This is a genomic window from Catonella sp. (assembly GCF_052169795.1).
Classification (GTDB): Bacteria; Bacillota; Clostridia; order Lachnospirales; family Lachnospiraceae; genus Catonella.
Genome location: NZ_JBQNBU010000029.1, coordinates 1 through 25,507, shown reverse-complemented (window position 1 = coordinate 25,507; position 25,507 = coordinate 1). Strand labels below are relative to the sequence as shown.

General features: G+C 34.1%; 21 protein-coding genes. All 21 read left to right on the top strand.

The annotated features are described in order from the left end of the window. On the top strand, nucleotides 1–746 hold a 746-nt coding region (locus tag ACTTKP_RS06185; protein WP_442553034.1), incomplete at its 5' end, for a metal ABC transporter permease. Between the two features lie 55 nt (nucleotides 747–801). Then, entirely contained in the window at nucleotides 802–1,467 is a 666-nt protein-coding gene (locus tag ACTTKP_RS06180) for a hypothetical protein (RefSeq protein WP_442553033.1), read from the top strand. After that, a complete protein-coding gene (locus ACTTKP_RS06175) occupies nucleotides 1,451–1,654 on the top strand; it encodes a BrnT family toxin (protein ID WP_442553035.1) in 204 nt (67 codons plus the stop codon). The genes ACTTKP_RS06180 and ACTTKP_RS06175 overlap by 17 nt, the downstream gene beginning before the upstream one ends. Then, on the top strand, nucleotides 1,647–1,952 hold the full coding sequence (locus ACTTKP_RS06170; RefSeq protein ID WP_442553032.1) for a BrnA antitoxin family protein: 306 nt from the start codon (nucleotides 1,647–1,649) through the stop codon (nucleotides 1,950–1,952). The genes ACTTKP_RS06175 and ACTTKP_RS06170 overlap by 8 nt, the downstream gene beginning before the upstream one ends. Before the next feature lie 270 nt (nucleotides 1,953–2,222). Continuing rightward, nucleotides 2,223–2,837, top strand: coding sequence for a TetR/AcrR family transcriptional regulator (locus tag ACTTKP_RS06165; RefSeq protein ID WP_442553031.1), 615 nt, complete (start codon nucleotides 2,223–2,225; stop codon nucleotides 2,835–2,837). Between the two features lie 204 nt (nucleotides 2,838–3,041). After that, nucleotides 3,042–4,376, top strand: a complete 1,335-nt coding sequence (locus tag ACTTKP_RS06160) for an MATE family efflux transporter (RefSeq protein WP_442553030.1) — start codon at nucleotides 3,042–3,044, stop codon at nucleotides 4,374–4,376. 421 nt (nucleotides 4,377–4,797) lie between these two features. Further along, the gene (locus tag ACTTKP_RS06155) at nucleotides 4,798–6,501 is read left to right on the top strand and encodes a sensor histidine kinase (RefSeq protein WP_442553029.1); all 1,704 of its coding nucleotides are present in this window, start codon (nucleotides 4,798–4,800) and stop codon (nucleotides 6,499–6,501) included. After that, nucleotides 6,494–7,267, top strand: coding sequence for a response regulator transcription factor (locus ACTTKP_RS06150; RefSeq protein WP_442553028.1), 774 nt, complete (start codon nucleotides 6,494–6,496; stop codon nucleotides 7,265–7,267). Before ACTTKP_RS06155 ends, ACTTKP_RS06150 begins: the two co-directional genes overlap by 8 nt. 220 nt (nucleotides 7,268–7,487) lie before the next feature. Continuing rightward, nucleotides 7,488–8,687: an ABC transporter substrate-binding protein gene (locus tag ACTTKP_RS06145; RefSeq protein ID WP_442553027.1), complete on the top strand. Its 1,200-nt coding sequence runs from the start codon at nucleotides 7,488–7,490 to the stop codon at nucleotides 8,685–8,687. 62 nt (nucleotides 8,688–8,749) lie between these two features. After that, entirely contained in the window at nucleotides 8,750–10,546 is a 1,797-nt protein-coding gene (locus ACTTKP_RS06140) for an ABC transporter permease (protein WP_442553026.1), read from the top strand. Nucleotide 10,547: 1 nt separating this feature from the next. Further along, the gene (locus ACTTKP_RS06135) at nucleotides 10,548–11,660 is read left to right on the top strand and encodes an ABC transporter ATP-binding protein (protein ID WP_442553025.1); all 1,113 of its coding nucleotides are present in this window, start codon (nucleotides 10,548–10,550) and stop codon (nucleotides 11,658–11,660) included. A gap of 77 nt (nucleotides 11,661–11,737) precedes the next feature. Continuing rightward, nucleotides 11,738–12,484, top strand: coding sequence for a phosphatase (locus ACTTKP_RS06130; RefSeq protein WP_442553024.1), 747 nt, complete (start codon nucleotides 11,738–11,740; stop codon nucleotides 12,482–12,484). A 259-nt stretch (nucleotides 12,485–12,743) separates the two neighbouring features. Beyond that, a complete protein-coding gene (locus ACTTKP_RS06125; RefSeq protein WP_442553023.1) occupies nucleotides 12,744–12,920 on the top strand; it encodes a hypothetical protein in 177 nt (58 codons plus the stop codon). After that, nucleotides 12,887–13,921: a radical SAM protein gene (locus ACTTKP_RS06120; RefSeq protein WP_442553022.1), complete on the top strand. Its 1,035-nt coding sequence runs from the start codon at nucleotides 12,887–12,889 to the stop codon at nucleotides 13,919–13,921. Before ACTTKP_RS06125 ends, ACTTKP_RS06120 begins: the two co-directional genes overlap by 34 nt. 1 nt (nucleotide 13,922) lies before the next feature. Further along, on the top strand, nucleotides 13,923–15,005 hold the full coding sequence (locus ACTTKP_RS06115) for a hypothetical protein (protein ID WP_442553021.1): 1,083 nt from the start codon (nucleotides 13,923–13,925) through the stop codon (nucleotides 15,003–15,005). Continuing rightward, nucleotides 14,995–15,252: a hypothetical protein gene (locus tag ACTTKP_RS06110; RefSeq protein ID WP_442553020.1), complete on the top strand. Its 258-nt coding sequence runs from the start codon at nucleotides 14,995–14,997 to the stop codon at nucleotides 15,250–15,252. Before ACTTKP_RS06115 ends, ACTTKP_RS06110 begins: the two co-directional genes overlap by 11 nt. A gap of 480 nt (nucleotides 15,253–15,732) precedes the next feature. After that, nucleotides 15,733–18,897 carry an ABC transporter permease gene (locus tag ACTTKP_RS06105; RefSeq protein ID WP_442553019.1) on the top strand — a complete coding sequence of 1,055 codons (3,165 nt, stop codon included), beginning with the start codon at nucleotides 15,733–15,735 and terminating at the stop codon, nucleotides 18,895–18,897. A gap of 9 nt (nucleotides 18,898–18,906) precedes the next feature. Next, complete coding sequence (locus ACTTKP_RS06100; protein ID WP_442553018.1) at nucleotides 18,907–19,578, top strand: ABC transporter ATP-binding protein; 672 nt, start codon at nucleotides 18,907–18,909, stop codon at nucleotides 19,576–19,578. Between the two features lie 78 nt (nucleotides 19,579–19,656). Next, entirely contained in the window at nucleotides 19,657–21,528 is a 1,872-nt protein-coding gene (locus tag ACTTKP_RS06095) for an ABC transporter ATP-binding protein (RefSeq protein WP_442553017.1), read from the top strand. Nucleotides 21,529–21,552: 24 nt separating this feature from the next. Further along, the gene (locus ACTTKP_RS06090; RefSeq protein ID WP_442553016.1) at nucleotides 21,553–22,989 is read left to right on the top strand and encodes a S8 family serine peptidase; all 1,437 of its coding nucleotides are present in this window, start codon (nucleotides 21,553–21,555) and stop codon (nucleotides 22,987–22,989) included. A gap of 426 nt (nucleotides 22,990–23,415) precedes the next feature. Further along, on the top strand, nucleotides 23,416–25,158 hold the full coding sequence (locus tag ACTTKP_RS06085) for a hypothetical protein (protein WP_442553015.1): 1,743 nt from the start codon (nucleotides 23,416–23,418) through the stop codon (nucleotides 25,156–25,158). The last annotated feature ends 349 nt before the right edge of the window (nucleotides 25,159–25,507 follow it).

Below are 25,507 nucleotides of genomic sequence, written 5' to 3'. Positions count from 1 at the left end.
TTTTGGGAGTTACTTTAGTGCTTAAAAGATTTTCATATATAGGTGACGGACTTTCTCATGTAGCCTTTGGGGCTATGGCGATAGCAAGTGTAATCGGACTTACCGACAAAATGATAATTATTCTCCCGGTTACTATAATAACGGCAATTTTCCTGCTTAAGACAGGGCAAAACAGCTCTATAAAAGGAGATGCGGTTATAGCTATGCTCTCTGTAGGAGCATTGGCTATAGGTTATATGCTGATGAACATATTTAATACAAAGGGCAATGTGTCGGGAGATGTGTGTACCACCCTTTTTGGCTCTACATCAATACTTACGTTAAGCAAGGAAGAGGTTATCGTCTGCATAGTATTTTCCGTACTTGTAATGGTGTTTTTTGTATTGTTTTACAATAGGCTTTTTGCAGTTACCTTTGATGAAAATTTTTCAAAGGCAACAGGAGTAAAAACCGACAGATATAATCTTTTGATTGCAATAATAATAGCTGTAATCATAGTTTTGGGAATGAATCTGGTAGGTTCGCTCCTTATTTCAGCCTTGATAATCTTTCCGGCACTTTCAGCTATGAGGATTATCAAGAACTTTAAGGGAGTGGTAATTTTTTCTGCATCTTTATCTGTAATCTGTGCTGTAACAGGAATGCTGATTTCAATCTTGGCTTCTACTCCTGTAGGCTCTACAATAGTAGCAGCTGATATGACAGCATTTTTAATCTGTGCTATAATAGGAAAAATTAGGGGTTAGAAGCTCACGATTTAAACACATTTTTCTGTTTTAATTACTCTAGGAGGGTAGTGACATGAAAAAATGTGTTTTTTTATTTGCAGCCTTAGGGGTAATATTTACAATTACAGCCTGTAACAAAGGACAGACAGGAACTAAATTGCAGAAACAGAACTTAGTAGAAAAGACTATAAGTAACCAGATAAATAAGGAAATAGATGAACAGGTTAAAAAGCTTGAAGACGAAGAAAAGAAAGGGACAAGTTCTAATCTAAGCTCAGAGGGACAGATTGTTACAGAGAATGGACAGGTACTGGGAGCAACTTCCGACTTTGAAGCCAAGCTTAAAGAAGCAAAGAATCAGAAGGCAGTGGATGGAATAGACTATGATTTAACTAATATGGGAAGTGATATGGTATATGCTACGGTTTATCTGATGATGACAGAACCTGATGATTTTGAAGGTAAAAAATTTAAGATGAGGGGGCAATATCTTTCAGCCTATTATGAGCCGAGGGATGCTTATTACAACTATTGTTTTATATCTGATGCCGCAGGGTGTTGCAGTCAGGGTATAGAATTTGCCACAAAAGAGAATCTTAAGTATCCTGACGATTTTCCGAAAGATGAAACAAATATTGAGGTTGTGGGTGAATTTGAAAGTTATATGGAGGATGGTAAATTGTACTGCCACTTGAAAGATTCTCACATGACAGTGCTTAAGGATAAGAAAATTAGATAAGATTAATCGTATAGAAAAATATGATGAATTACATTCTATAAATGAAGATAGGTATATAACTATTGGGGAAATTAATGGAATTGCAGTTGTTGTAATGGTAGTATATACGGAAAGAGAAAACGGTATAAGGATTATATCAGCAAGATTAGCTACAAAACTGGAAAAGGAGGCTTATTATAATGATTAAAAATATTGATGTTACCCGTAAACCTACACCTGAACAGATTAAAATGCTTGAAAATGCGAAGAAATTAACCGTTTATGAAGATGATGAATATCCTGCTTTTACTGAGGAAGAATTATCAAAGTTTAAGAGGATTTCTGATGAGAAGAAAATAGGCAGGCAAAAACAGACAGTTACCCTGCGTTTATCCGGACAGGCACTTAGTAAGGCAAAATCTTTGGGTAAAGGTTATACTTCAATCCTTAGCCGTATCCTGGAGAGTGCATTAGAAGATCCGGAGCTTGTTAAACACTATCTTTAGTATGCGGTAACTTTAGCAGTGAAAGGGAAATACAGAGTTAAATGATAAGGGGATGTCTCTAATGAGAAGTGATATGCTCCCTTCCATGCAGTAAGAGATTTTGTTTTTCTCTTGTCTACCTAGAAGGGAGCATATCATATAATACGATAGCCCCCCTTTTTTTGTTTGTCAACTTCTTTTAGATTGACTAAAAACAAAAAATATGTTAATATACCAGTAGAATATACCGCTGGTATATTATATTAATAGGAAATTTTGGAGAAATAAGATATGACTATATCAGAAACACAGAGAAAAATATTGGAAGTGGGCAAAAAAGAGTTTTTAGATAAGGGATTTAAAGACGCTTCACTCAGAAAAATAGTAGCGGAAGCAGGTTTTACTAAGGGAGCATTTTACGGATACTACCCGGATAAAGCAGCCTTATTTGAAGCACTTGTATCAGAAGCTGCCGATGGACTGGTTTCCATGTTTAAGAATGCACAGGAGGCTCATTTTGAGCTTATCTCTGACGATAAAACAGCAAACAGCAGAGAGCTGTCAACTGAATATTTGAGATATTTTATAAATTATGTATACGACAATTTCGAAGAATTTAAACTTGTTATATGCTGCTCAGAAGGCACAAAATATGCTAATTATATTCACGATTTGGTGGAGCTTGATGTGGAGCGTACTGAAAAATACTACCAGATGCTAAGAGAAAAGGGGAAGATTGAAGGTACGGTCAGCCATGAACTTCATCATATGATTACCAGTGCCTATTTTACGGCAGCCTTTGAAACAGTAGTACATGATATGCCAAGGGAACAGGCACTTGGCTATATAGAAGAACTTGCAATTTTCTTTAATTCAGGCTGGGACGGACTTTTAAGGCTTTTATAAGCCTTAAAAATATGAGAATAGGTTAGGGGAACTAATTATTTTGATTTTTTTAGAATATTTTGCATTTTTATTAAACTAGGAATGAAGGGTAATGAAATATAGATAAACTAAGGTTTGACAGAAGCCAGACCTTGGGCATGGGTGGTAAAAAATGTGATTTTTGTTTTAAAGCAAGATAGGAAATGAAAAAGGGGGACTTTTATTATGGATGTACGAAATAAATTACTTACTGAAAATCCATGGAAACTGATGATAACCCTAAGTATTCCGGCAATTTTAGGGCAGTTTATAGTAGGGCTTTATGTCTTTGTGGATTCAATCTATGTAGGTCAGATGGTAGGTACAAATGCTATGAGTGCGGTATCGGCAGCCTCACCCTTTGTTCTTGTGAATAATGCCATTGCTGTACTTGTGGGTATAGGTTCGGGTTCGGTACTTTCCAGAGCAGTTGGCAAGAAGGATCAGGAAACCATAGACAAGATTATGGGGAATCTGGCCTTTTTGGTAATTTTACTTTCATCTTTAGTAATGCTTGTAGGGATAATATTTGCACCAAAATTTCTTAGCCTCTCAGGTGCAAGCGGAGAAGTCCTTGAAATGGGAGTTTCTTACCTTAGAACTGTTTATATTGGCTCGATATTTGTAAACTTTATGCAGGGAGCAAATATGGTTATTCGTGCCGAGGGGCGTATGGGAATTGCTATGGGAATAATGGCATCAGGAGCGATTCTTAATATTATCTTAGATCCGGTGTTTATTTTGTTACTTCCTTCCCGTGGACCACAGGCGGTGGCAATAGCAACGGTTATATCACAGTTTGTACAGGCAATAGTGACTTTAATCTATTTCCTAAAAAATAGCCCGGTAGTGCGCTTTCATGGAATAAAACCTGCTAATGAACTCAATCCTGAGATATTTTCTGTGGGTGCAAGTGCAATGCTTATGCAGATAATGATGCTTGTGCAGATGACGGTTGTGTATAATACGGCAGTGCGTTTCGGCGGAGATAACCAAATTGCTCTTATGGGAGCGGCACAAAGGGTTATGCAGCTTGCTTTTGTCCCTATATGGGGAATGAGTCAGGGTATGCAGCCGGCAGTCGGTACTAATTATGGTGCGAAAGAGTACGAGAGAGTTAAAAAATTAACAAACATATTTATTATAGGCTCTACCTGCCTTGCAAGTATATTTTTCCTTATTATTGAAATATTTCCGACTCAAATTTTGTCAGCCTTCATTACAAATACAGATATTGTGGCAGCCGGTTTAAGGGATTTCAGACTGATGTATTGCATTTTCCCTACTTATGGACTGTTAATTATGGTGGTTACATATTTTCAATCATTGGGGAAAGCAAAGAAAGCAGGGCTTTTGGTAATGCTAAGACAGCTTGTACTGGTTGTTCCTTTAGTGCTGATACTGCCACATTTGCTTGGTGGAAATGTGCTTGGAGTATGGCTTGCACTTCCTTTGAATGATATTATTATTTTGCTGGTGGCACTTGTTTTGATAAGGAAGGAATATAAGAACTTGAAGTAAATATATGGTAAGTGATAATGTTCTATATTCAGAAAATGTAGAGTTATTCATTTTATTTGAATATAAGATTTTTACGATAATTCGTCAGTACATGTAATTGATGAAAAATTTAATGAAGTGATGAAGCTTAGAATAGGTGGAAATTAAAAGGTGTAAAATTAAGTGGCTGTCGCAATAGGTAAAAGTATAACAAGATATAGTGAATTTGTCATCAAATTATCACTGTATTTTGTGTATCTCATTCTTAATGCGACAGCCCTTTTTTACCGGGAAATTTATTCGGGGAATTGTACCGGACAAATAAGTAGCATTACACAATATATACAAAAGCATAAATTGTGGTTATAATTTAGTTTAATTAAAAGATACAAGTGCCAAAACATAAAAATACCATAACAATATAAATATAGAGAGTGAAATTATGAAAATACAAAATACCACAGTTACACGATCCTTCAAGGAAAACTTAAAAAATATAATTCTGCATGAATCCTTTATAAGAGCTTTAGGACTTGAAATAATGGGGGTATTCCTTGTTGTATGTATGGGATTATTATGGGGAATATACAAGAACCATACTGTAAACAGTAATGTAAAAACTAATTTAAATAAGGCAATATCTTCTTATGATAAATTTCTGTTAAGTCTTGAAGAAACGGAGAATATTTTGCTTGCAGATGTATCTACTGTATGGCAGCATACTATACTCACAAATTTATATAAAGTTTATTTTGAAACAGGTCTTACAGCAGATATTTACATGTTGGATGGCAATAAAAATGTGTATGTGGGCAATGTTACACCAATATCTGAAGAAGAAAATAATATAATTTCCAGACAATGGAATATAGTAGAACTTACAGAGGCACACCCTGATAAACTTAATATTTATATATCCAAGGGAAAAGAAAAGGCAGTATTTTTAGGAAGGGCAGTAAAGGATAGAGGCGGAAGAACAGCATATGCAATCTTAAGAATAAATGCGAACAGATTTAACTCCTTATTTTCTTCAGACAGAGTAAGGGTAGCTCTTACTCAAAAAGACTATTGGGCTATAATGCCGGAAATATACAGGCTTACCGATAATATAGGAAAACTTAATGAAGATTTTAGAGACAGACAGGGGCTTAGGCTGATTGAGAATGGTTTCTATTATGTCTATAATGAAAGGCTTGATTATGAAGGATTTTCTATATATACAATTTCAGACTATACAGTTGCCGCAAAGGTAATTATATCTATTTTAATAAGTTCAGTTCTTGTCTTTATAATAATTTTTACATTTGGCTCAGTAGGTATAGATAGGGCAGCAAGGAAATCAACAAAAGATATAAGTCTGTTAAATGATGCTTTCTTAAGTGTTTCAAGTGGAGATTTAGACACAAATCTTGAGATACATAGCAGTATAGAATTTGAAAACATAGGAAAATGCTTCAATGAAATGTTATGTAACTTAAAAAGACATATGAAAATGAATAAGGAGCTTGCGGAAGAAGTAGCTTATGAGCAGGTAAAACAGCTTGCAAGCCAGTTTAAGTCACATTTTTTATTTAATACCCTCGATAATATCAGGCATATCTGCCGTATTTCACCTGAAATCACAGAGCATATGGTACTGGCCCTGTCAGAAATTTTACGCTATAACGCAAGCAATCAGAATGAAAAGGTAAGTATAAAAGAGGATTTAAAATATATAAAACGCTATCTGGAAATAATGAGCATACGATACGGAGAGGATGTATTCACCTATGATATAGATATAGCTAAGGAAGCATCAGAATGTCAGGTATTGAAGCTTCTGATACAGCCTCTTGTAGAAAATGCAGTAAAATATGGTTTTGCGGATAATGAGAGTTTACATATATCTATAAAAACAGAAAAAAAAGGAAATGATATTTATCTAAGTTGTGAGGATAACGGACAGGGAATGAAGAAAGAAACTCTTGATAATATCATTGAAAATCTTTCTAATACTGAAAATAAAACACCTCATCTTGGTTTATATAATGTGCATAGAAGAGTATATCTTACATATGGACAGGGATATGGACTGATACTTGAAAATATTTCAGGGCTAAAAGCAAGTATAAAAATTCCGTTTGAAATGGAGAGTGAAAATGAATAGGCTAAAAGTAGTTATAGTTGAAGATGAATATTATGTAAGAAAAGGCATAATTAACTCTTTTGATTGGGGAGAACTTGACTGTGAGGTAGTAGGAGAAGCTGCAAATGGCAAAAAGGGAAGCGAAATAATTGAAGAGCTAAGGCCGGACATAGTTATAACTGATATAGAAATGCCTGTGATGGACGGCATAGAAATGGTGAGATTGTTAAAAAACAAACAAATAGAGGCGGGATATATATTTTTAACAGCCCATCAGAAATTTACTTATGTACATAGTGCATTAAAACTGGAAGCGGTAGACTATCTTCTAAAACCGTTTAGATACGAAGACTTGAAAAACAGCATAGAAAAAGTAAGAGAAAAATTACAATCAGGAAGTTCTCTGTCTCAGGAAAAAATTGAGATTGAAAAGGAGATACAGGCTAAAAATAATTATATAAAAGAGGCTGTTTTGTATGTAAGAAATAATTATGGAAAGGATATCTCAAATATTACTGCAGCAGAGCATCTGGATATAAATTCTGCATATTTTTGCAGACTGTTTAAGAAGGAAACAGGTTATACATTTGGACAATATCTGACACATTATAGAGTGAATGTAGCAGCAGGACTGCTTGCCAATTTTGATATTAGGGTAGCAGAGGTTGCTGAGCAGGTAGGCTATACAGACAGTAATTATTTTTCACAGATATTTAAGAAAATTATGGGAATTACACCAAAAGAATATCAGAATGAGAAAAAGTATATTGGATTTGAGCATATCTAATGTCAAAATTTTAAAGATAAAAGTCAATAACATATATAACATAAATTTTGATATTTAATTAAAATATAGTTATGGTTCAGGTAAGATATAAGCACGACGGATATGTATTTCTGATATTCCTCTAAATAACAAGTTTAACTTGTCTCGTCAGACTGAGTATCCGCTTGCCTGAACTATAAATTATATAATGTTATTTGGTTTTAATTTAGGGAGGATGGTTATGAAAAAGAAATTTTTATGCTGTTTATTAGCTGGGGCTATGGTATTTTCAATGACAGCTTGTGGCAATGGAGCTAAAAATGATGGTTCAGCGGGTATAGCGGCGGCAAGCAAAGATATGGCAGAGAATATGAGTCTTGAAGAGCTTGTAAAGGCAGCACAGGATGAAGCATCAGCTAAAGATGCCGGAACATTTATGGTATATTCCCCTACAAGCAGAGTTGAAAAAGCTTTGAATGCTTTTGCCGAAGAGTACGGCATAAAGGGTGAGTGTTATAATGAAAGCGGGCAGGATCTTTATACAAAGCTTACTACAGAATTAGAAGCAAATTCTAAGGAAACAGCCGATGTTGCACTTCTTCAGGATTCTTATCTGTTCCAGACTCAGTTAAAAGCTTTTGAATATGTGGAAAATTATATTCCGCCTTATATTAAGGATGATATTAAAGATGAGGATAAGAGTACGTTAGTATGTTATTACTACAATAAACTTTTAATTTATAACAATAAGGATGGAGCTAAAGAAATATCTAATGTATGGCAGCTTACAGAACCTGAGTACAAGGGCAAGATTTTTATGAAAGATATAAGTAAAGAGTCAGTTAATAAAAATTTCCTTGCAGGTCTAACAAGCCCGGAATTTTCAGATAAATTAGCTAAGGCTTATAAAGAGTTTTATGGTAAGGATATAACTCTTGATGAAGACTGTAAGAACGCGGGTTATCAATTTATAAGGAAATTTATGCCTAATGTGACATTTGGTTCAGGTGATGGGGATATAGCTACCGAACTTTCAGATGGAAATGGCGGCAATATTGGTCTTATAGTATATTCTAAGTTAAGAGATGACAGTGTAAAACAGGAAAATCTCACAGTGGCAGCTTATCAGGAGAAACAGCCTGACTGCTTCAGTGGTTTTATGTATCCTATGTATTTACAGATGATAAAGAATACAGACAGACCTTATACAGCAAGATTATTCATTTATTTCCTTATGACAGAAAAAGGATTTAAGTCTGCTTTTCAGACTAAGGCTGCTGATATAGGAACTTATTCTGCTAATACTAAAATAACTCCGTTAGAAGGTGACAAGAATCTTGATTTCTGGAAAAACTGCCTTGTTAAAGAAGATACAAATTATTTAAGTGAGGCGTATGCAAACGGAATACTTGACTTTATAACCTATTCTACAAGCAAGTAAAAAATACAAGGCTGTCGCTGATTTTTGCGACAGCCTTGTATGGTAGTAATGAGGGAGGACTTATGAACAATATGAGAAATCGTATAAAAGCATTTTTATCCAAACCTGCCAATATTATTTTGATTATATTTGCCGTAGCACTTTGTCTGCTTACGCTTTATCCGCTGATTGAGCTTGTAAGGCATACTTTTGTTGTACATGCTACGGATATGGCAGTATTTCCGGGATTAAAAAAAGATGCACTTACTCTTAAAAGCTGGGGTAAACTTTTGTTTACAGAAGCTAATAAATACAGCTTGATTAACTTTTATGGTCCTATGCTTAATTCTGTACTTCTGTCTGTCTTATCAGCAATATTTGCACTGATATTCGGCGGAACGGTAGCTTGGCTTGTAACAAGAACTAACTTAAAATGGAAAAAATTTATTTCAGGAGCATTTATTTTCCCTTACATATTGCCATCATGGACACTTGCGCTTTTTTGGCTTAATATGTTTAAGAATCCGGGAGTAGGTACAGGAGCAGCAGGATTTATATATTCTGTTACAGGATGGCAGGCACCACAGTGGTTTGTATATGGACTATTCCCGCTTGTTATAGTTACAGGGCTGCACTATGCACCATTTGCATATATTTTCATAGGCGGTATACTTAGAAATATGGATGCCAACCTTGAAGAGGCGGCAACTATGTTAAAGACAAGTAGACTTAGAATGTTAATACATATTACTTTGCCTATAGTAAAACCTGCAGTATTGTCTACATTTTTACTTGTATTTGCCAGTGTTATGGGCTCGTATGCAGTGCCTATTTATCTTGGTTCACCGGTGAATTTTTATGTGCTTACTACCAAGATGAAAACCTTGCAGACCACAGCCATAGGACAGGCATATATTATTGCAATGTTTATGGTAGCGCTTGGAGCCTTTGTAATGCTTGTAAACAATGTATTCATAGGAAAAAGACGTTCTTATACTACGGTTACCGGAAAATCATCACAAATATCTTTGATTGATTTAAAGGCGGGAAAGCATATAATAGCAGGTATACTTTCAGTAGTGCTTATATTTGTATGTGTAATGCCGCTTATATCTTTTGCACTTGAGTCAGTAATTATAAAATCAGGCGATTATTCTCTGTCCAATATGACACTTAATTACTGGATAGGAGAGGCAGGAACAGTTTCTACAACTGTAGGTGACAGTGGCATACTCAAGGAAGCAAGGCTGTGGCTGGCTGTTAAAAATTCTTTAACACTTTCCATAATCTGTGCCTTAGTGGCCGGAAGCTTTGGAATTATAATAGGTTATGCAGTAGTAAGGAAGAGAGGGACCAAGCTTGCGGGGATGGTAAGCGGTCTTTCATTCTTCCCGTATTTAATACCTTCAATGGCTTTTGGTGCTATATATCTTGCCATATCAACTAACTTTTCATTTTTAGCAAATTCATTCCTCATTCTGGTACTGGCAGGTGCGGTAAAATATCTGCCGTTTGCAGCAAGAGCCGGAATGAATTCTATGTTGCAGCTTTCTCCTGAAATAGAAGAAGCAGCAGCTATATATGGAGTGCCATGGGCAAAGCGTATGATTAAGATAATCATACCGATACAAAAAGCCGGTATAATATCAGGCTTCCTATTGCCTTTTGTATCTTGTATGAGAGAATTATCGTTATTCATAATGCTTGTAAGCTCGAAAACACAGACGCTTACAACTGTGCTTATGTCTTATAATGAGAGAGGAGCGGCACAGTATGGAAATGCAATCAACCTGCTTATTATTATGATTGTGGTATTTGTAAATCTTTCCATAAATAAGTTAACAGGTGCATCAATAGATAAAGGTGTTGGAGGTAATTAGTATGCCGGGAATAATATTAAAAAATATAAGAAAGCAGTTTGGTAATAAATTTGTAGGAGTGGATAATCTGAATATGGACATTGAAGATAGGGCATTTATCACATTGCTTGGACCTTCAGGCTGTGGGAAGACTACTACTCTTCGTATGATAGCAGGTCTTGAAACACCAACAGAAGGACAGATAATTATAGATGATACAGTGGTATTTGATGCTGAAAAAGGCATAAATGTATCACCGGATAAAAGAAACATAGGTTTCCTTTTTCAGAATTATGCTCTGTGGCCACATATGACTGTTTATAAAAACATAGCTTTTGGTCTTGAAAATCTAAAATGGAAAAAGGAAGATATTAAGGTTAGGGTGAATGAACTTTTAGCTATGCTTAAAATAGAAAAGTTTGCTGACAGATTTCCAAGTGAGCTCTCAGGCGGACAGCAGCAAAGAGTGGCAATAGCGAGAACTCTTGCTACCAAACCTAAGGTTTTATTTATGGATGAACCGCTTTCTAATCTGGATGCAAAACTAAGAAGTGAGATGCGTACTGAGCTTAAACGACTGCATATGGATACAAATTCTACTTTTATATATGTTACACATGATCAAATGGAAGCTATGACACTCTCAACTAAGGTTTGCCTTATGGAAAACGGAATATTGCAACAGTTTGCGCCTCCGCTTGAGATTTACAATAAGCCTAGAAATATCTTTGTTGCAGATTTTATGGGTAATCCAACCATTAATTTCATTGAGGCAAAGGTGTTATGTATAGAAGGAGATACGGCAGAACTGGAATTTTGTGGACTTAAGGCAAGATACAAGACAAAAGAAGCATTAAACGTAAAGGTTGAAACTGTGATTCTGGGAATACGTCCTGAGCATATAGCCATAGGCGATGAAGGTGCAAAAACACATATTTATGCTACACTACCTACCGGTATGGAAACTACTGTTAAGCTGAAGCTTGACAATATGATAATATCTGCAATAGTTTTTGGAAGTGTAGATTATGAGGTAGATAAAGAAGTAGCAATAACAATTATAGATGAAAAGATTTTGATGTTTGACAAGGAAAGTAAAGAAAGGATAGGAATAGGAAGACTTGAACTTTTGTAAGTGTTTAGCCTGTAGCTTTTGTATTTTGAGCGAACAGTTATTATCTTTTTATGTAGTGCAGTCTGTAAGGAGAGAATATGGAGTTGTTATATGATTTGCATACACACACTATAGCGAGTGGGCATGCTTACAGCACGATAATGGAAAATGTCCGTTTTGCACATGAGATTGGACTTAAAGCCTATGGATTTTCAGATCATGCCCCGGCACTTGACGGTTCTACCAATGAACTTTACTTTGTAAATTTCAGAGTTATTCCAAGAGAATATAAAGGGATGAAAGTATATGCGGGAGTAGAAGCCAATATTATGGATTTTGATGGAAACCTTGATATAGGTGGGAAAATCTATGAAAGAGTAGATTATATAATTGCCAGCCTTCATACACTGTGTATAGAACCCGGAAGTGTGGATGAAAATATGAGAGCTTACATAGGTGCAATGTCAAATCCTTATGTAAAAATTATAGGACACCCGGATGACTCAAGGTATCCTCTGGATTATGAAGAACTTGCAAAGCAGGCTGTAAAACATAGTGTGGCATTGGAATTAAACAATTCTTCGCTAAATCCTGACTCTGTAAGGAAGGGTGCAAGGGAAAATATTTTAACTCTGCTTAAAATGTGTGAGAAGTATGGAACATATATAATCTGCGGAACAGATGCACATATCTACACAGATATAGGAGATTTTTCTTTTGCAAAAGAACTGCTTAAAGAGGCAAAATTTCCTGAAGAACTTGTGCTAAATACAGGAATAAAAGGACTTAAGTATGTGATTAATAAAAATAAGTATAATAAGGCTGTATTTGAGGAAGAACTGTAATTTGAAAACTCCTGTTAAGAGATAAAATACTTATTTAAAATGTAAAATAATCCAAGGTGAAAACAAGCATAGTAAGTGTATATGCACTTACTATGCTTGTTTAAAATGAATAAGCAGATAATGAGTCTAATTAGTTGTGATTTAAAAAATAATTTGATATTTATGATGATATATGATAATATAATGAATATAAAAACATGCATATTTCACTATAAATTATTATGAAATTAGAAATAATTTAGTATATAGGAGGAATATTATGGCTAAACCTTTCGTGAAACTATTCAAAACGCCCAATGCATATTACTGCCTTGACATAAATAGAAACGAATTTATTCAAATAGAACAATGTAGCTTTGAATATTTACAAAAAGTATTATCAGGTAGTGCAGATTGTGGTAAATGTGGGAGCATTCTTCGGACAGCAGCAGTTTAGACATTGGCTTTTATGGCGGTGAGCCTTTGATTGCGATTGATTTGATAAAGAAGGTCGTAGATTATAGTGAGAAATTATTTGTCGGTAAAGAAATAGGATTTACTATTACTACTAATGCTACTTTAATATCTGAAGATATAATACATTATTTCAAAGAGCATAATGTTAAATTAATGATTAGCTTAGATGGACCCAAAGATATTAATGATGAAAACAGAGTTTTTAGAAACGGAAACGGTTCTTATGATATTGTAATGAAAAATATCAAACTAATTTATAAAGTAGAACCGGAATATGCGAAAAAACTTCAAATAAGTATGGTTTTAAATCCGGAACATGATTTTGAGTGTTTTAACAGATTGTATAAGGAAGATGAGATGTTTAGACAGTTATCTACTATATCGTCTATTGTAGATAAAGATTATGATGATGTGGCAGCTAAAATTTCAGAAGAGTATTTATGGAAAGCAAGATATCAAAACTTCTTGGTATTACTTTCGTATTTGGGAAGAATACATAAAGATAAACTTTCTCCAATAGTTTCTATGTCAAAGTTTTCAGATATAGAGCGTAGATTAGATATACCTATGGGAAACAGGCTATTCCCGGTTGATACAGCTGGCGGCTCTTGTATTCCAGGGCAAATTAGACTATTTTGTACGGTAGATGGAAATCTATTGCCTTGCGAAAGAGTAAGTGAAAGCTCTAACGCCTGTCGAATAGGAACATTAGAGGAAGGATTTGATATAAATAAAGCAAAAGAGTTTTTAAATATAGGGAAATTGACAGAAGATGTCTGTAGAAAATGTTGGTGTATTAGATTTTGCTCAATGTGTGGTAAAATGGCAGATTCAGGCAAAGACACTTTGGATCCTGAACATAAATTAAAACTTTGTAAAAATGAGCATGCTGCGGCAGAAGATAAAATAAAACTGTATCTCCTGATAAAAGAAATTAATCAGTATCATGTTAATAATTCTTGCTTGAAAGGAGACGATTAAAATGAGGAGGAAGGCTGTTTTATATCCATATTGTGGGGAAGTGTTCCTGGCGGTAAAGCTGTTTGAGAAACTGCAAGATGAGTATGAAATTGTACATTTATTATCTCCAAACGGTTTCGGTTATAATGATAAAGATATCAGTTATGCCTGCAATTATGAAAAAACAGGCAGAAATGTATATAGTGTATTTCCTGAAAAAGATGATGAATGGCAGATTTTATTAATATATGAGCCGTTGTTGCAAAGAGGTGAGTATGATTGGGAGAAAGTCATTAATGAAGCAATTTCTCGTAATAAAGAAGTGAAATTTTTAAGTAACACCGAAAACAATGTTCCAGATATAGTTAGAAAATTGGAGACGAAATATTCTAAGTTAATAAAGATTGACGTTTGTTCAACTGTGGAAACAGGGACAGGGGATGTTAAGATACACTCTCCTGAAGTTCCGATTATATTTGTTGGCGGAATTTTGATGGAAGCGGATTGTTTTTCTGCACTTTTGGCACTTGTAGAAAAATTCAAAAGAGAAGGAGAGAGGATTGTTGTTTTTTCAAATCATCCATTAGCAAGTTTATTTGGGTTTTATAGTTTGGGGCATATTTGGAATGATAGAAATTTGACAGAAGATGAAAAGATACACATAATAAATCTTTACATTAATTATGTGGTTTTTAGAACCAATGCTCAATGTGCTATATTTGAGCTTCCAGATGTTTTGCTTAAATATAATGAACTTGCACCGAATGGTTATGGCATAAAAAGCTATATGCTTGGGCAGGCTGTCGTACCGGACTTTTTATTGGGCTGTTTTTCGCTTGATATAGCGAATGCACCACTTATAGAGATGATAAATGAGGATTTTAAGGTTAGATATGGTTGTAATTTAGGAGCAGTACATGTAAGTAATATTATATTAGATAATGCAGATTCCTCAAAAAAGCAAAGAACAGAAGTTTTACGTGTAGATCATGCTTTTGTAAAAAAACGAATAGAGGAGCAGAGGGAAAAAATAAATGTACTACTGGTTGACTTGATTAATGAAGGTGTTGAAGAATTATATGAAAGGATAATAAGTGGAAACTAAAAGCATAGAAGAAAAAGTTATTAATATTTTAGAATTAAAACTGATAAGTTTTGATAAAGAAGTTGACTACAATGTTGACTTGCCGTTGACAGGACATCCGTTTCTATTAACAGATGTTGATATGGTATATTTGTTATTAGAGATAGAAAAGGAATTCGATATTCATATTGAAGAAAGAGATTTGTTAGAATATGGTTTTTCAACAATTTCACAGATAGTAAAAGTGATTTCAACTTATATTATTTAAAACGATTAAAACAAGGATAAAGTTTTGAAAGGAGATTTTTATGAAAAAAGTTAAAAAGAAATTTAACAAACTTAATTCAGTTGAAGCATACAACTGCATGTGTTGGACTTCGTTAGCTTCATGTCATTGCGAAGGAGGTTGTTATTGTAGTGATTATGTCGTCAGTTCATCCAATTATAATGCTGGGTGGACTGCCATATCTAATAACGCATCAGTCTACAACACCCATCAACGTCAGAATAGAAACGGCTGAAATTAATATTTGAAATATACTTTATCCTTGTTTTATAAAGTAAGAGTCGTGAGTATGATTAACTTTGAAGGATATTGACTTTCTTGGTATCCTTTTGAGTAGCACGATTCTTATGTTAACTTAGCTATAGATAGGAATATTATGTATCCTATCTATGGCTATTGTATAACCTTTGTGTATAGATATCTTATAAACATTATTAAAGAATAAGTATTGGGAGTAGAAAAATGTATAATTTTAAACTTTTTTTGAAATCTACGTTAAGAAAACCTCTTTTTGTGATTATCTATGTATTTTTAATAGCTGTGTCAAGTATGGCTTTTACTTCCAATGCCTTGGAAACCTTGTTTGCAGTAAAATCTATAGATACTATAAAGAAGTATTATCGTCCTATCGGCTATCTTTCGGGAAATCCGGATGTTAGGGAAGGTAAAGAAATTATATCAAAAAGCCCATATTTGGAGATTGAGAATACCCAGTTATTTTCTAGGGGGAAATTAGCTGACATAGAGAATCCTGATGTGGATGGTGGGAGCTTGGCTAACGCTTATTATAAACATATCAATGAGGTTGTTTTTGCAGGAGTTTTAATAAATAAAAGGAAGGTTGATAACCCTAAAGGAAAAGGGTATTATTATGAGCTAGAATTTGAGGTAACCGGTATAGAGGCGGCGTATAAGGATTATATGTCCGTAGGAGACAGTATATATATCCGCAGTCTGCCGGGTTTAGAAAATGTTTCTGCACCGGATATTCCTTACTATCCTACAGAGCAAAATGAAGATTTTGTAAAAGAATATAAAACGCTTAATAAAGGAAAGAGTTATATAGTCCGCGCTTATTATTGTGAGAATAATGAAATCAATTCGAACGGAGCGGCGCAAAGAGGAAGAGCAGGTTCAAATTTTATTATACTTCCGTTAATACCTGATGAAAATACAGGATATTTTAAAAAGATAAAAAACGATGGTGATTATCACAAAGAAATGCCGGAGAAATTAAAGAATTATGTGGAATATTTGAATTACAACAGAAAAATGCTTTCTATAATAGGTATGAAAGATGTTTCACTTTTTCCTACTTTTCAAGAGAAAGCTAAAAGATATTATATTGTGGAGGGTAGAGCGTTAAACGCTGAAGATGATACTGCTAAAAACAAAGTCTGCCTGATTCACGAAAACTTTGCGAAGTTAAGAGGACTCGGTATAGGCGACACTATAAAAATGGAAGTAAAGAAAAATACAAGAGCAGAAGATGTAGATGGCTACGCGATGTGGGAGGATTGGGATATATGGAAGGACAGCCCGGGAGAAGAAGCGGAATTTGAAATAGTGGGCTTATTTAATGATATGGGATTTTATTATATTTCACCTTATGGACAGGGGATTTTTGTTCCTGCTTCATGCATTCCTGAAGGGTACAGTAGAAATTATTTGAAAGAAAGTGGTGAAAATAATTACAGTTTTGTCCTAAAAAACCCTGAGGATATAGAGAGTTTTACAAAAGAGAATGAGAAGAAACTTGACAACCTCGGCTATACTATTATGTGGGTGGATAACAGTGCCGAAATGTTCTTAGGAGTTTCAAATAAGGTAAAAGAATCGGCAGTAACGGGAGCCATTTTATCGGGATTATTGATGATAACGGTACTTTCAGCTGTTTGTATTATATATGTAAATCAAAGAAAAAAGGAATACGCTGTAGCAAAGGCACTGGGAGCTAAAACCGGATTCAGCTTTTTCTGCATGGATATGGCATTTTGCGTTATAGCTGTGCCGGGAATAATAGCAGGCTCCATAATCGGACAGAGGAAGATGTTAAAAGATTCGGAGGTACTACTAAAACCTTTAGAGGAGTATGCTAAGAGCGTAAAGTTATCCGCACCTCAGACAGTATGGCTTGTTTTAACCATGCTTTGCATATTGGCGTTTATTATTCTTGCTTTAATCATCTGCAATATGGTTTTAGGAAAAATTCCGCTATTTTCACTGTTACAAGGAAACAGGAAAAAGAATACTGTTTATAAAGCAGGCACTTTCGTGAAGAGTAGTGCATCCGGTGCGAAAAGGGACTTAACTGAAAACACCGTTTTAAGCAGTCCGGATAGTAAAGGGCAGAAGATTATTTACAACGTAAGCGGTAATAGCGGCAGGTGGAAGTACGGATATATTTTTAAGCATATTGTAAGGACAAAGACAAAGACGGTATTTTTTATAGCCATGTCCGTAGGAGCGGTGCTGTTTTTCGGCTGGCTGAACGGCACGCTTCATAAATATAAGGCGGATATTGAAAGTTTTTATAAAGCTACGGTAATTGAAGGAGAACTGATAAAAACGGACGCTAACATAACTTTTTCAGGAAATCCGGCAGAAGGTGTGATTCCGCCTAAGTTGGTGTCGGATTTGGAAAAGACGGATTATGTGTCGAAGGTATATACTGAGGAAACGACTTTAATAAATGAATTACGCTCCACAGAGTACGGATTTGTCGATGAAAATGTACCGCCAATCAGCAGGAATACTATTGCCATCGGAGTAAATGACTGGGAGAAATTTATTACGGAAACCGGTTCGGGAATTTCCGTGAAATTTACCGGAGGCTATACAGGCGAATACTTCACAAGAGATAGGGAAGAGGGAGATGTAAGTGGACGAGAAATTATAGTTCCTGAAGAATATATGAAACTTAACGGTTTAGTATCCGGTGACTTTGTTTTTCTTCTTCATGAGTACCCCAATAAGCGCACGTATGGCTTTACTTGTGTTATTGTAGGCTCTTACAACGCGGTTCAGGGAGGAGAACGAGCAAAAAATATAGGAAATTCCATTATAATCCAAAGTCAGACATTAAAAGACTTGGTTAAGCAGGATTATCGTTTTTTAACAGCTCGGTTTAAGTTTAAAACGGAGAAAAACAGGGAACTTATCAAAGATAAAAGCAAACTTACGAATCTTGTAACCGAAAACGGTGCGGACTCATACTTACGCATGATTGTATGGGATAAAGAGCTTAGCGAAGTAGTAGAACCGATGGAAAGAGTGGTATCTTTGTTTGAGGTTTTATATCCGTTTATCATTCTTATAGTGGTTGTTATAGGTATGGGATTTCAAATCCTTATGCTTATGCGACGTAAAAAGGAAGCGACACTTATGCGTTTGCTTGGAAGCGGTAAGAAAGAGGTTTGGCAGATTATGTTTACAGGACATTTGCTGTTATGTGTCTTGGGAATACCGATAGGTATTGCTATTATGTTTTTGAGTTATAAAAATATGACTGTAAACGTCATCTTGGCGACAGGGCTTTATTTCTTGGGAAATGTGGCAGGCGGTATTATCGGGAGTTTTTTGATATTGAAGTCTTTTAAACTTGAGTTGTTGCAGGAAAGTGAATAGGAGGAAGTTATGGCGGAGCTTAGAATCGAGAACGTTTTTTATAAGTACGGAAAAACGGGAGCACAGGTCTTAAAAGGAATTTCAGCCTGCTTTGACGGCGGGAAACTTTATGCGGTGACAGGTCCGTCGGGAAGCGGAAAGACAACCCTGCTTTCTCTTATGATGGGACTTGATGTTCCTGCAAGCGGAGAAATATTTGCTGATGGAGAAGAGTTAAGTAAACTTGATATGGATTTATACAGGCGCAATAAGGTGGCAATGATTTTCCAGTCATTTCAACTTTTCCCGTTGCTTACAGCGGAGGAAAATGTCTGCTATCCGCTTGAATTAAAGGGGGTAAGTAAGAAAGAAGCGTTAAAAGAAGCGGAAAGGCTTTTAGGCTTAGTTGAGATTACAAAAGAGAAGTTAAAAAGATTCCCATCGCAGCTTTCTGGAGGAGAACAGCAGAGGGTGGCAATCGCGAGGGCTATAGCTACGGGAGCGGAGATAATCCTTGCGGATGAGCCGACCGGAAACCTTGATAAAGAGAATACTTTAAGCATATTTAAGCTGTTCAGTAAGTTAGCTAAGGAGCAGGGATATTGTGTTGTAGTAGTAACGCACGATTTGGAGCTCGCGGGAATGTCCGATAATGTGTTTAAATTGGATGATGGGGTGTTGAAAGAGGAAGTCGGGCTTTAATAAAAGACAAGGATAAAGTTTTATGTGTAAATCGGCTAAAAGTGTGTTGAAATAAACAGAAATTTAGTTAGAGGGATAATGAATAAACTAAAAAATATTATATCAATAGAAAAGATAAATCTAAAAATTAAAGAGAGTATAAATGTAATTTTTTATTGCTTTCAAATTTCCTGGGAAGCTTCAAAAATTAATACATTATTACGAGCTTTTTTTGAAGCAATTATGCCTTTATTGGAAGTAATCAGTGTTTTCTTAGGGAAGGTTATTTTGGATTCTTTTACAGGAAAAGATTCCGGTAAATATACAATATATTTTGGAAAAATACAAATCCCTTTTTTTTTAATAATACTTTTAGGAATATTTATTATAAGGGTAGTTCGTTCCGCTATAGAAAGATTTTCATTGCATATTAAGATGCTGCATAGTGAAATGATTATAAGGAGTTTATCAGTAAAAATCATCAAATTTTCAACGGATATTGATTTAGAATGTTATGATGATACTGATTACTATGATAAGCTGCAAATGGCAATGAGAAATAAAGATGGTATAAGTCGAATTTTTGACGGTGTAATTTCACTGTTTGGAACTATTATATCAATTATTACAGTTTTTATTGTGATTTGGAGTAAAAAACCGATTTATATATTATTGCTTGCTGTGACATTGATACCTTATGTGTTAATGTCTATGAACTATACAAAAATGTTATACGAATTAAGTTTCGGTCAGATGACACTTGAAAGAGAAAAGTATTATTTTCAGGGGATTACTTTAGACAAGCAATATGCTCAAAGTATACGTTTGTTTGCGCTTGGTGAATTTATTAAAGAAAAATTCAATAAACTTTGGGAAATAACATATAATAAGCGGAAAAAATTATTAAATAAAAAAACGGCTGCAATGTCGTTAATATTATGTATCCCGGAAATTATTATTTTCTGGATTAGCGTTGATATAGGTTTTCAAATCATAAATAATAAGGCAACTATAGGTGATTATGCGTTATATACCGGTATGATATCACAGTTAATGATGAATCTTTTAGATTTATCACATTTTTTGGTAGATGCTTATGACAGCAAACTTCAGATAATAAATTTATATAAAGTTTTAAACTATAAAAATAAAATTAAAAACGGTAACAAAGTATTATATGATATAAATACAATCGAATTTAAAAATGTCAGTTTCTCATATCCTAAGAGTGACATCAAGGTATTGGATAATGTCAGTTTTTTTATAAAAGAACATAGTAAAACAGCACTTATTGGAATAAACGGTTCAGGCAAGTCAACATTGATAAAACTCCTTTTGAGAATGTATGAGCCTGATGATGGAGAAATACGCATTAATGGTATAAATATAAAAGAATATGATATAAAGACAATGAGGGAAAATTTTAGTGTATATTTTCAGGAGATGGAAAATTACAGTATGTCTATTTTAGAAAATATAGTTATAGGCGATTTGGGAAAAGACAGTGATGATAAAAAAGAAATTTTTATGGCATTAAATAAGAGTGGCGGTGCTGATATATTAAGTAAGATAAAAAATAATTTGGCTTGTAGTCTGACGCGTATTTTTGATGTGAACGGAATTGAGTTATCTGTCGGACAACATCAGAAGTTAGCACTTGCGAGATGTTTTTACAGAAGGCATACGGCATTGATACTGGATGAGCCCTCCGCCAGTTTGGATTCTAAGACAGAAAATTTAATTTTTGAACAACTTGAAAAAGAAATGGAAGATAAATTAATAATTCTTATTTCCCACAGGCTGTCAAATATAAAATTTGCAGACCAAATTATTGTTTTGCAGAATGGTAAGGTTATTGAAATAGGTACTCACAATGCCTTGATGCAAAATAGAGGGCTTTATGCGGAATTATATAATTATCAGAGTGAAAAGTATAATACTGAAAGTGATAAAAATGAGCCTTCGACATAATTAGGAGTAAAACAGGAGATTATAATGCTAATTGCGTTAATTGATGATGGAATTAATAAAGCAGAACTTAAAATGCCTAATAAACTTGTTATGGATTTAATGGTAGATGAAAATGGAAATGTATCTCAAAGACATAGTGAAGGAAATTTTGGCATACATGGTACAATGTGCGCAAGGATTATTGAACTTTATACAAAAGAAGTAGAATTTGTGAGTATTTGTATTTTTGATAATGTGCTGTTAAAAACTAATTCTGGAAAACTTGTAAAGGCATTAGAATGGTGTTTAGAAAATGATGTAAAAATCATCAATTTAAGTGTTGGAACCAGATTGCTTACTGATTATGCCAATTTAAGAAGAGTAATAATAAACTTAATAAAAAAAGGACATATTATTGTAGCAGCAGGTAATAATGCAGGAACTTTTACCTTGCCGGCTTGCATGGGCGGAGTTATAGGGGTAGCGGTATGTGAAGATATGAGAAACAATGAGTTTGGATACTATGATTTTGGAGATGGCTTACAGGTTATGGCTTCTTCTGCACATGAATCATTAAGGCACAATAACTTATTTCCAATAGGTCCTTCTAACAGCTATGCTACACCAACAATTACAACAGCTGTATGTAATGTTATGCAAAAATTATATTTTGACAAAGGTAAATTGCATAGTAGCCGTCTGATACTTGGAATTTTTGAATATTTGTTTAAAGGAGAGCATTACAGGGCAATTCATCCTGACTTTATAGAAAATGCGGTCATGCTAAACTTGTCAGGTTCAGTATTTTCACAGAAGCATATATTTTTTGAGTACAAGGAAATTGATTATTCTAATCTTAAAGAAGAAGTGTTTGAAGAAAGTAAGTGCTTTGTGTTTATTCCAGGAAACGATAAAAGGATAAACGAGCAAGTGCTGTTTTTTGTTTATAATAATTTGAAACATATACAGTTCTTTTTGTATGCAAAAGGAAAAGAAAGAGAACAGAAAAATAGTATTGATGAAATTAATTTTATAAAAAAAATTAGAAGGGAAACTTTTTTCTGGCAGGAAAATGATTGTGGTATTATCCGCCTGATAGAGAAAAATAGAGAATGGATACATAGAAATGAAACTGTAAAAACGCATGAAGATGTAGTATATGTGTTAATACAAACCCAAACAGAACAAGGGATTGATATTGTATGTGATTTGCGAACAAAATTTGCTGAGGAAGGGTATCAATGTATAATAGCTTCAAATTATAAATGCTCATATCTTTATAATATGGAATTTATCCCGAAGTTCGTTAAAGAGGCAGAAGCATTAGCCTATTTAAATAATGTTTTTGAAGTTGACTTAATCATATTATTAGACTGTGAATATAGAGATTGGAAGATTAGAGAAGATGCTGTTTATAGGGTTAAGGAAAGCGAATTGAAAGAGGATAATTTATTTGATAAAATAATGGGCTATTTTGTATAAGCTATAGGCGGTTTGTGTATGATTTATCACTTCGATGGCAAATAACTTATTTCTTACAACATAAAAATACATATATTTATCCTAAATATACATTGAAACTGATTATTTCAAGGGAGAAGGCACTTAAAGAACAACAAAGTGAAGCTATTGAAAAACTGTTTCAAGGCTCTATTATTAATATTTGTCATGCTTCTTTAATTGAAATATAAAATTAAAAAGTATTTATGATACCATGATGTGGGTGTCAAAAGTATTTCACTCAACGATTTTTAATTGAATTTGATAAATTTTAGTACTCTAATAACTGAATAAATCTATGTTTAATTGCCTGTTTGTGGTACAATGGGATTAATGCTAATTTAAAAATGTAGAATTCTATAGTTTTTTAGTTCACAAGATTATTTGATTTTATGATTTGGAGAGAAAATGAACTTAATAAAATTTTTGGAAAAAGTTGATTCAATCATTGCTTCATATAATAAAGAAACTTTAGCTAGCTGCATTCATGAAGTGGCAAGAAAGTTACCTGAAAAAATGAGGAATGATTTTATTGTAACATTAGAGAGGGTGTCAGAGGATGGTGAGTATAGCGAAAAACAGAATGAAATACAAAATAAAGAACTGAAAAAACAATATGAGCAGGTGAAAGCTTATATCTCCGAGATAGAAGAGGGAGAATGTTTGTTACAAAGTGAATGGGAAGAAGGCTATTATGACTGGATGGATGATGGAGAACTTTATTATACAGACCCGGATGGAATAGGAGAACGAATAGATTTTATTTGTAATTATATACACAGATGTACAGATGCAAATAAATTTGACTATTCTGCTGAAATAGGAAGAAGACTCATTGATTTAGAGATAATGGCAGATAGTGATTGGGGAACTGATAATGTGCCTTTAAGTACTATGACGGAAAACAAACTGATAAAGGCTGACATGAGGAAGACAATACTTGATACATTATATTCATGCTATATGGTCTATAAAAATGACAAACTTTCAGAGGTATTATATGAAATACTGGCTTCTCCTGAAGCAGATGATTTGTGTATGGAAGACTTACTTCAGCGCTTAGATAAAGAAATGGACAATTTTGATGTTTTTTTAGCTGATTGGATATCTTATCTTGGAAATCAAACCGGGAAAGCTGCAGAGAGTCTTTATACGGAAGCTGTAGAGTTAAGTGGAAATATAGATGAAATGTTAAAAATTTCACGTGAATATGTGGATACTCATCCCGGAATGTACTGTAAATTGCTTGAAAATATGAAGATTGATAGGGAAAAGCTTATAAAAATAGGGCTTGATGGGATAGAAAGAATAGATAAAGCTTATATTATACGCGGTGAGACAGCATTAAGAACAGCAGAACTTATTTGTAAAAATGGAAAAGATAATTCAAATCTTTATATATGCTATAAAGCTGCATTTGATTCGGATTCAAATGCGGTTAACTATTTTCGCTGTTTTTTTAATACAGATGATAAAACTTCTCTTAAGCAAGATTTAAATAATTTTTGCAAAAAATATAAAAAAGAAAAATATAATGACTACGGAAAATATATGTCCAGGTCAGAGCGAGAATTAAACAGACCGGAGAAGAATATGGTATATATACTTAGAATACTAAATGGTGATATACAGGGAGTATTATCCGATGCTTTAAGTGGAAAAACTTCATTAGGCTGGACAGGAAGTTTTATGAAGGCAGGTATTGCTATATATTTATTATGTATTTATGATGAGCAGATGATTTCTCTTGGAATGGAAGTTATGTTAAACATGGCGAAAGAAGCTTTTGAATTTACGATAAAAAGATATATGAGAGGACAGCATGGAGAAACTAACAGAGATGAAAAAGAGCTGTTTTACGATTGTTTCCTAAAATGGAAGAATACAGTAATCATTACAGATGAAGAAAAGAAAAAAATACTGAGTCATATTGAAAAGGTATTGGAAAAAAGAGTTGCCGCTATTATGGAGGCAAACAGGCGTAATTATTATGGTGAGTGTGCGGCGTTTATTGCGGCTGTAGGAGAGGTGAAAGAAGCGCAAGGAAAGAAACCTGAAAAGCAAAGATACATGAGCTTATATAAGGAAAAATATGGCAGGAGACATCTGTTTGTTTCAGAATTGAAAAAATATGGCAGGATAAAGTCATAGTATATGCACATATTCAGCCCTAAAAGTTTCACATACTCAAATAAAATCATTCGTCAAAATACTGATTTTTATTTTTCCACCTGTTATCCACAGATATTCTTTAAATCGGACTTATTTAATGATAAATGTGATTGGAAAGATTTTGTGGATAACATTTTCCCTTCTAACCATTTTTGACTTATCCTTTTTTCTGTCAATCAATAACTGTACTTATCCACTGTCATTTTGTCAGAAAACTTTTTAGCAAGTACTGTATTTTTGACTGTTGATGTGATAAAATTATCAAGTAAAGTTTTGATAATAAATAGTTATCGCTAGGAGGGGATATGATTCAAGAAATTTACTCAAT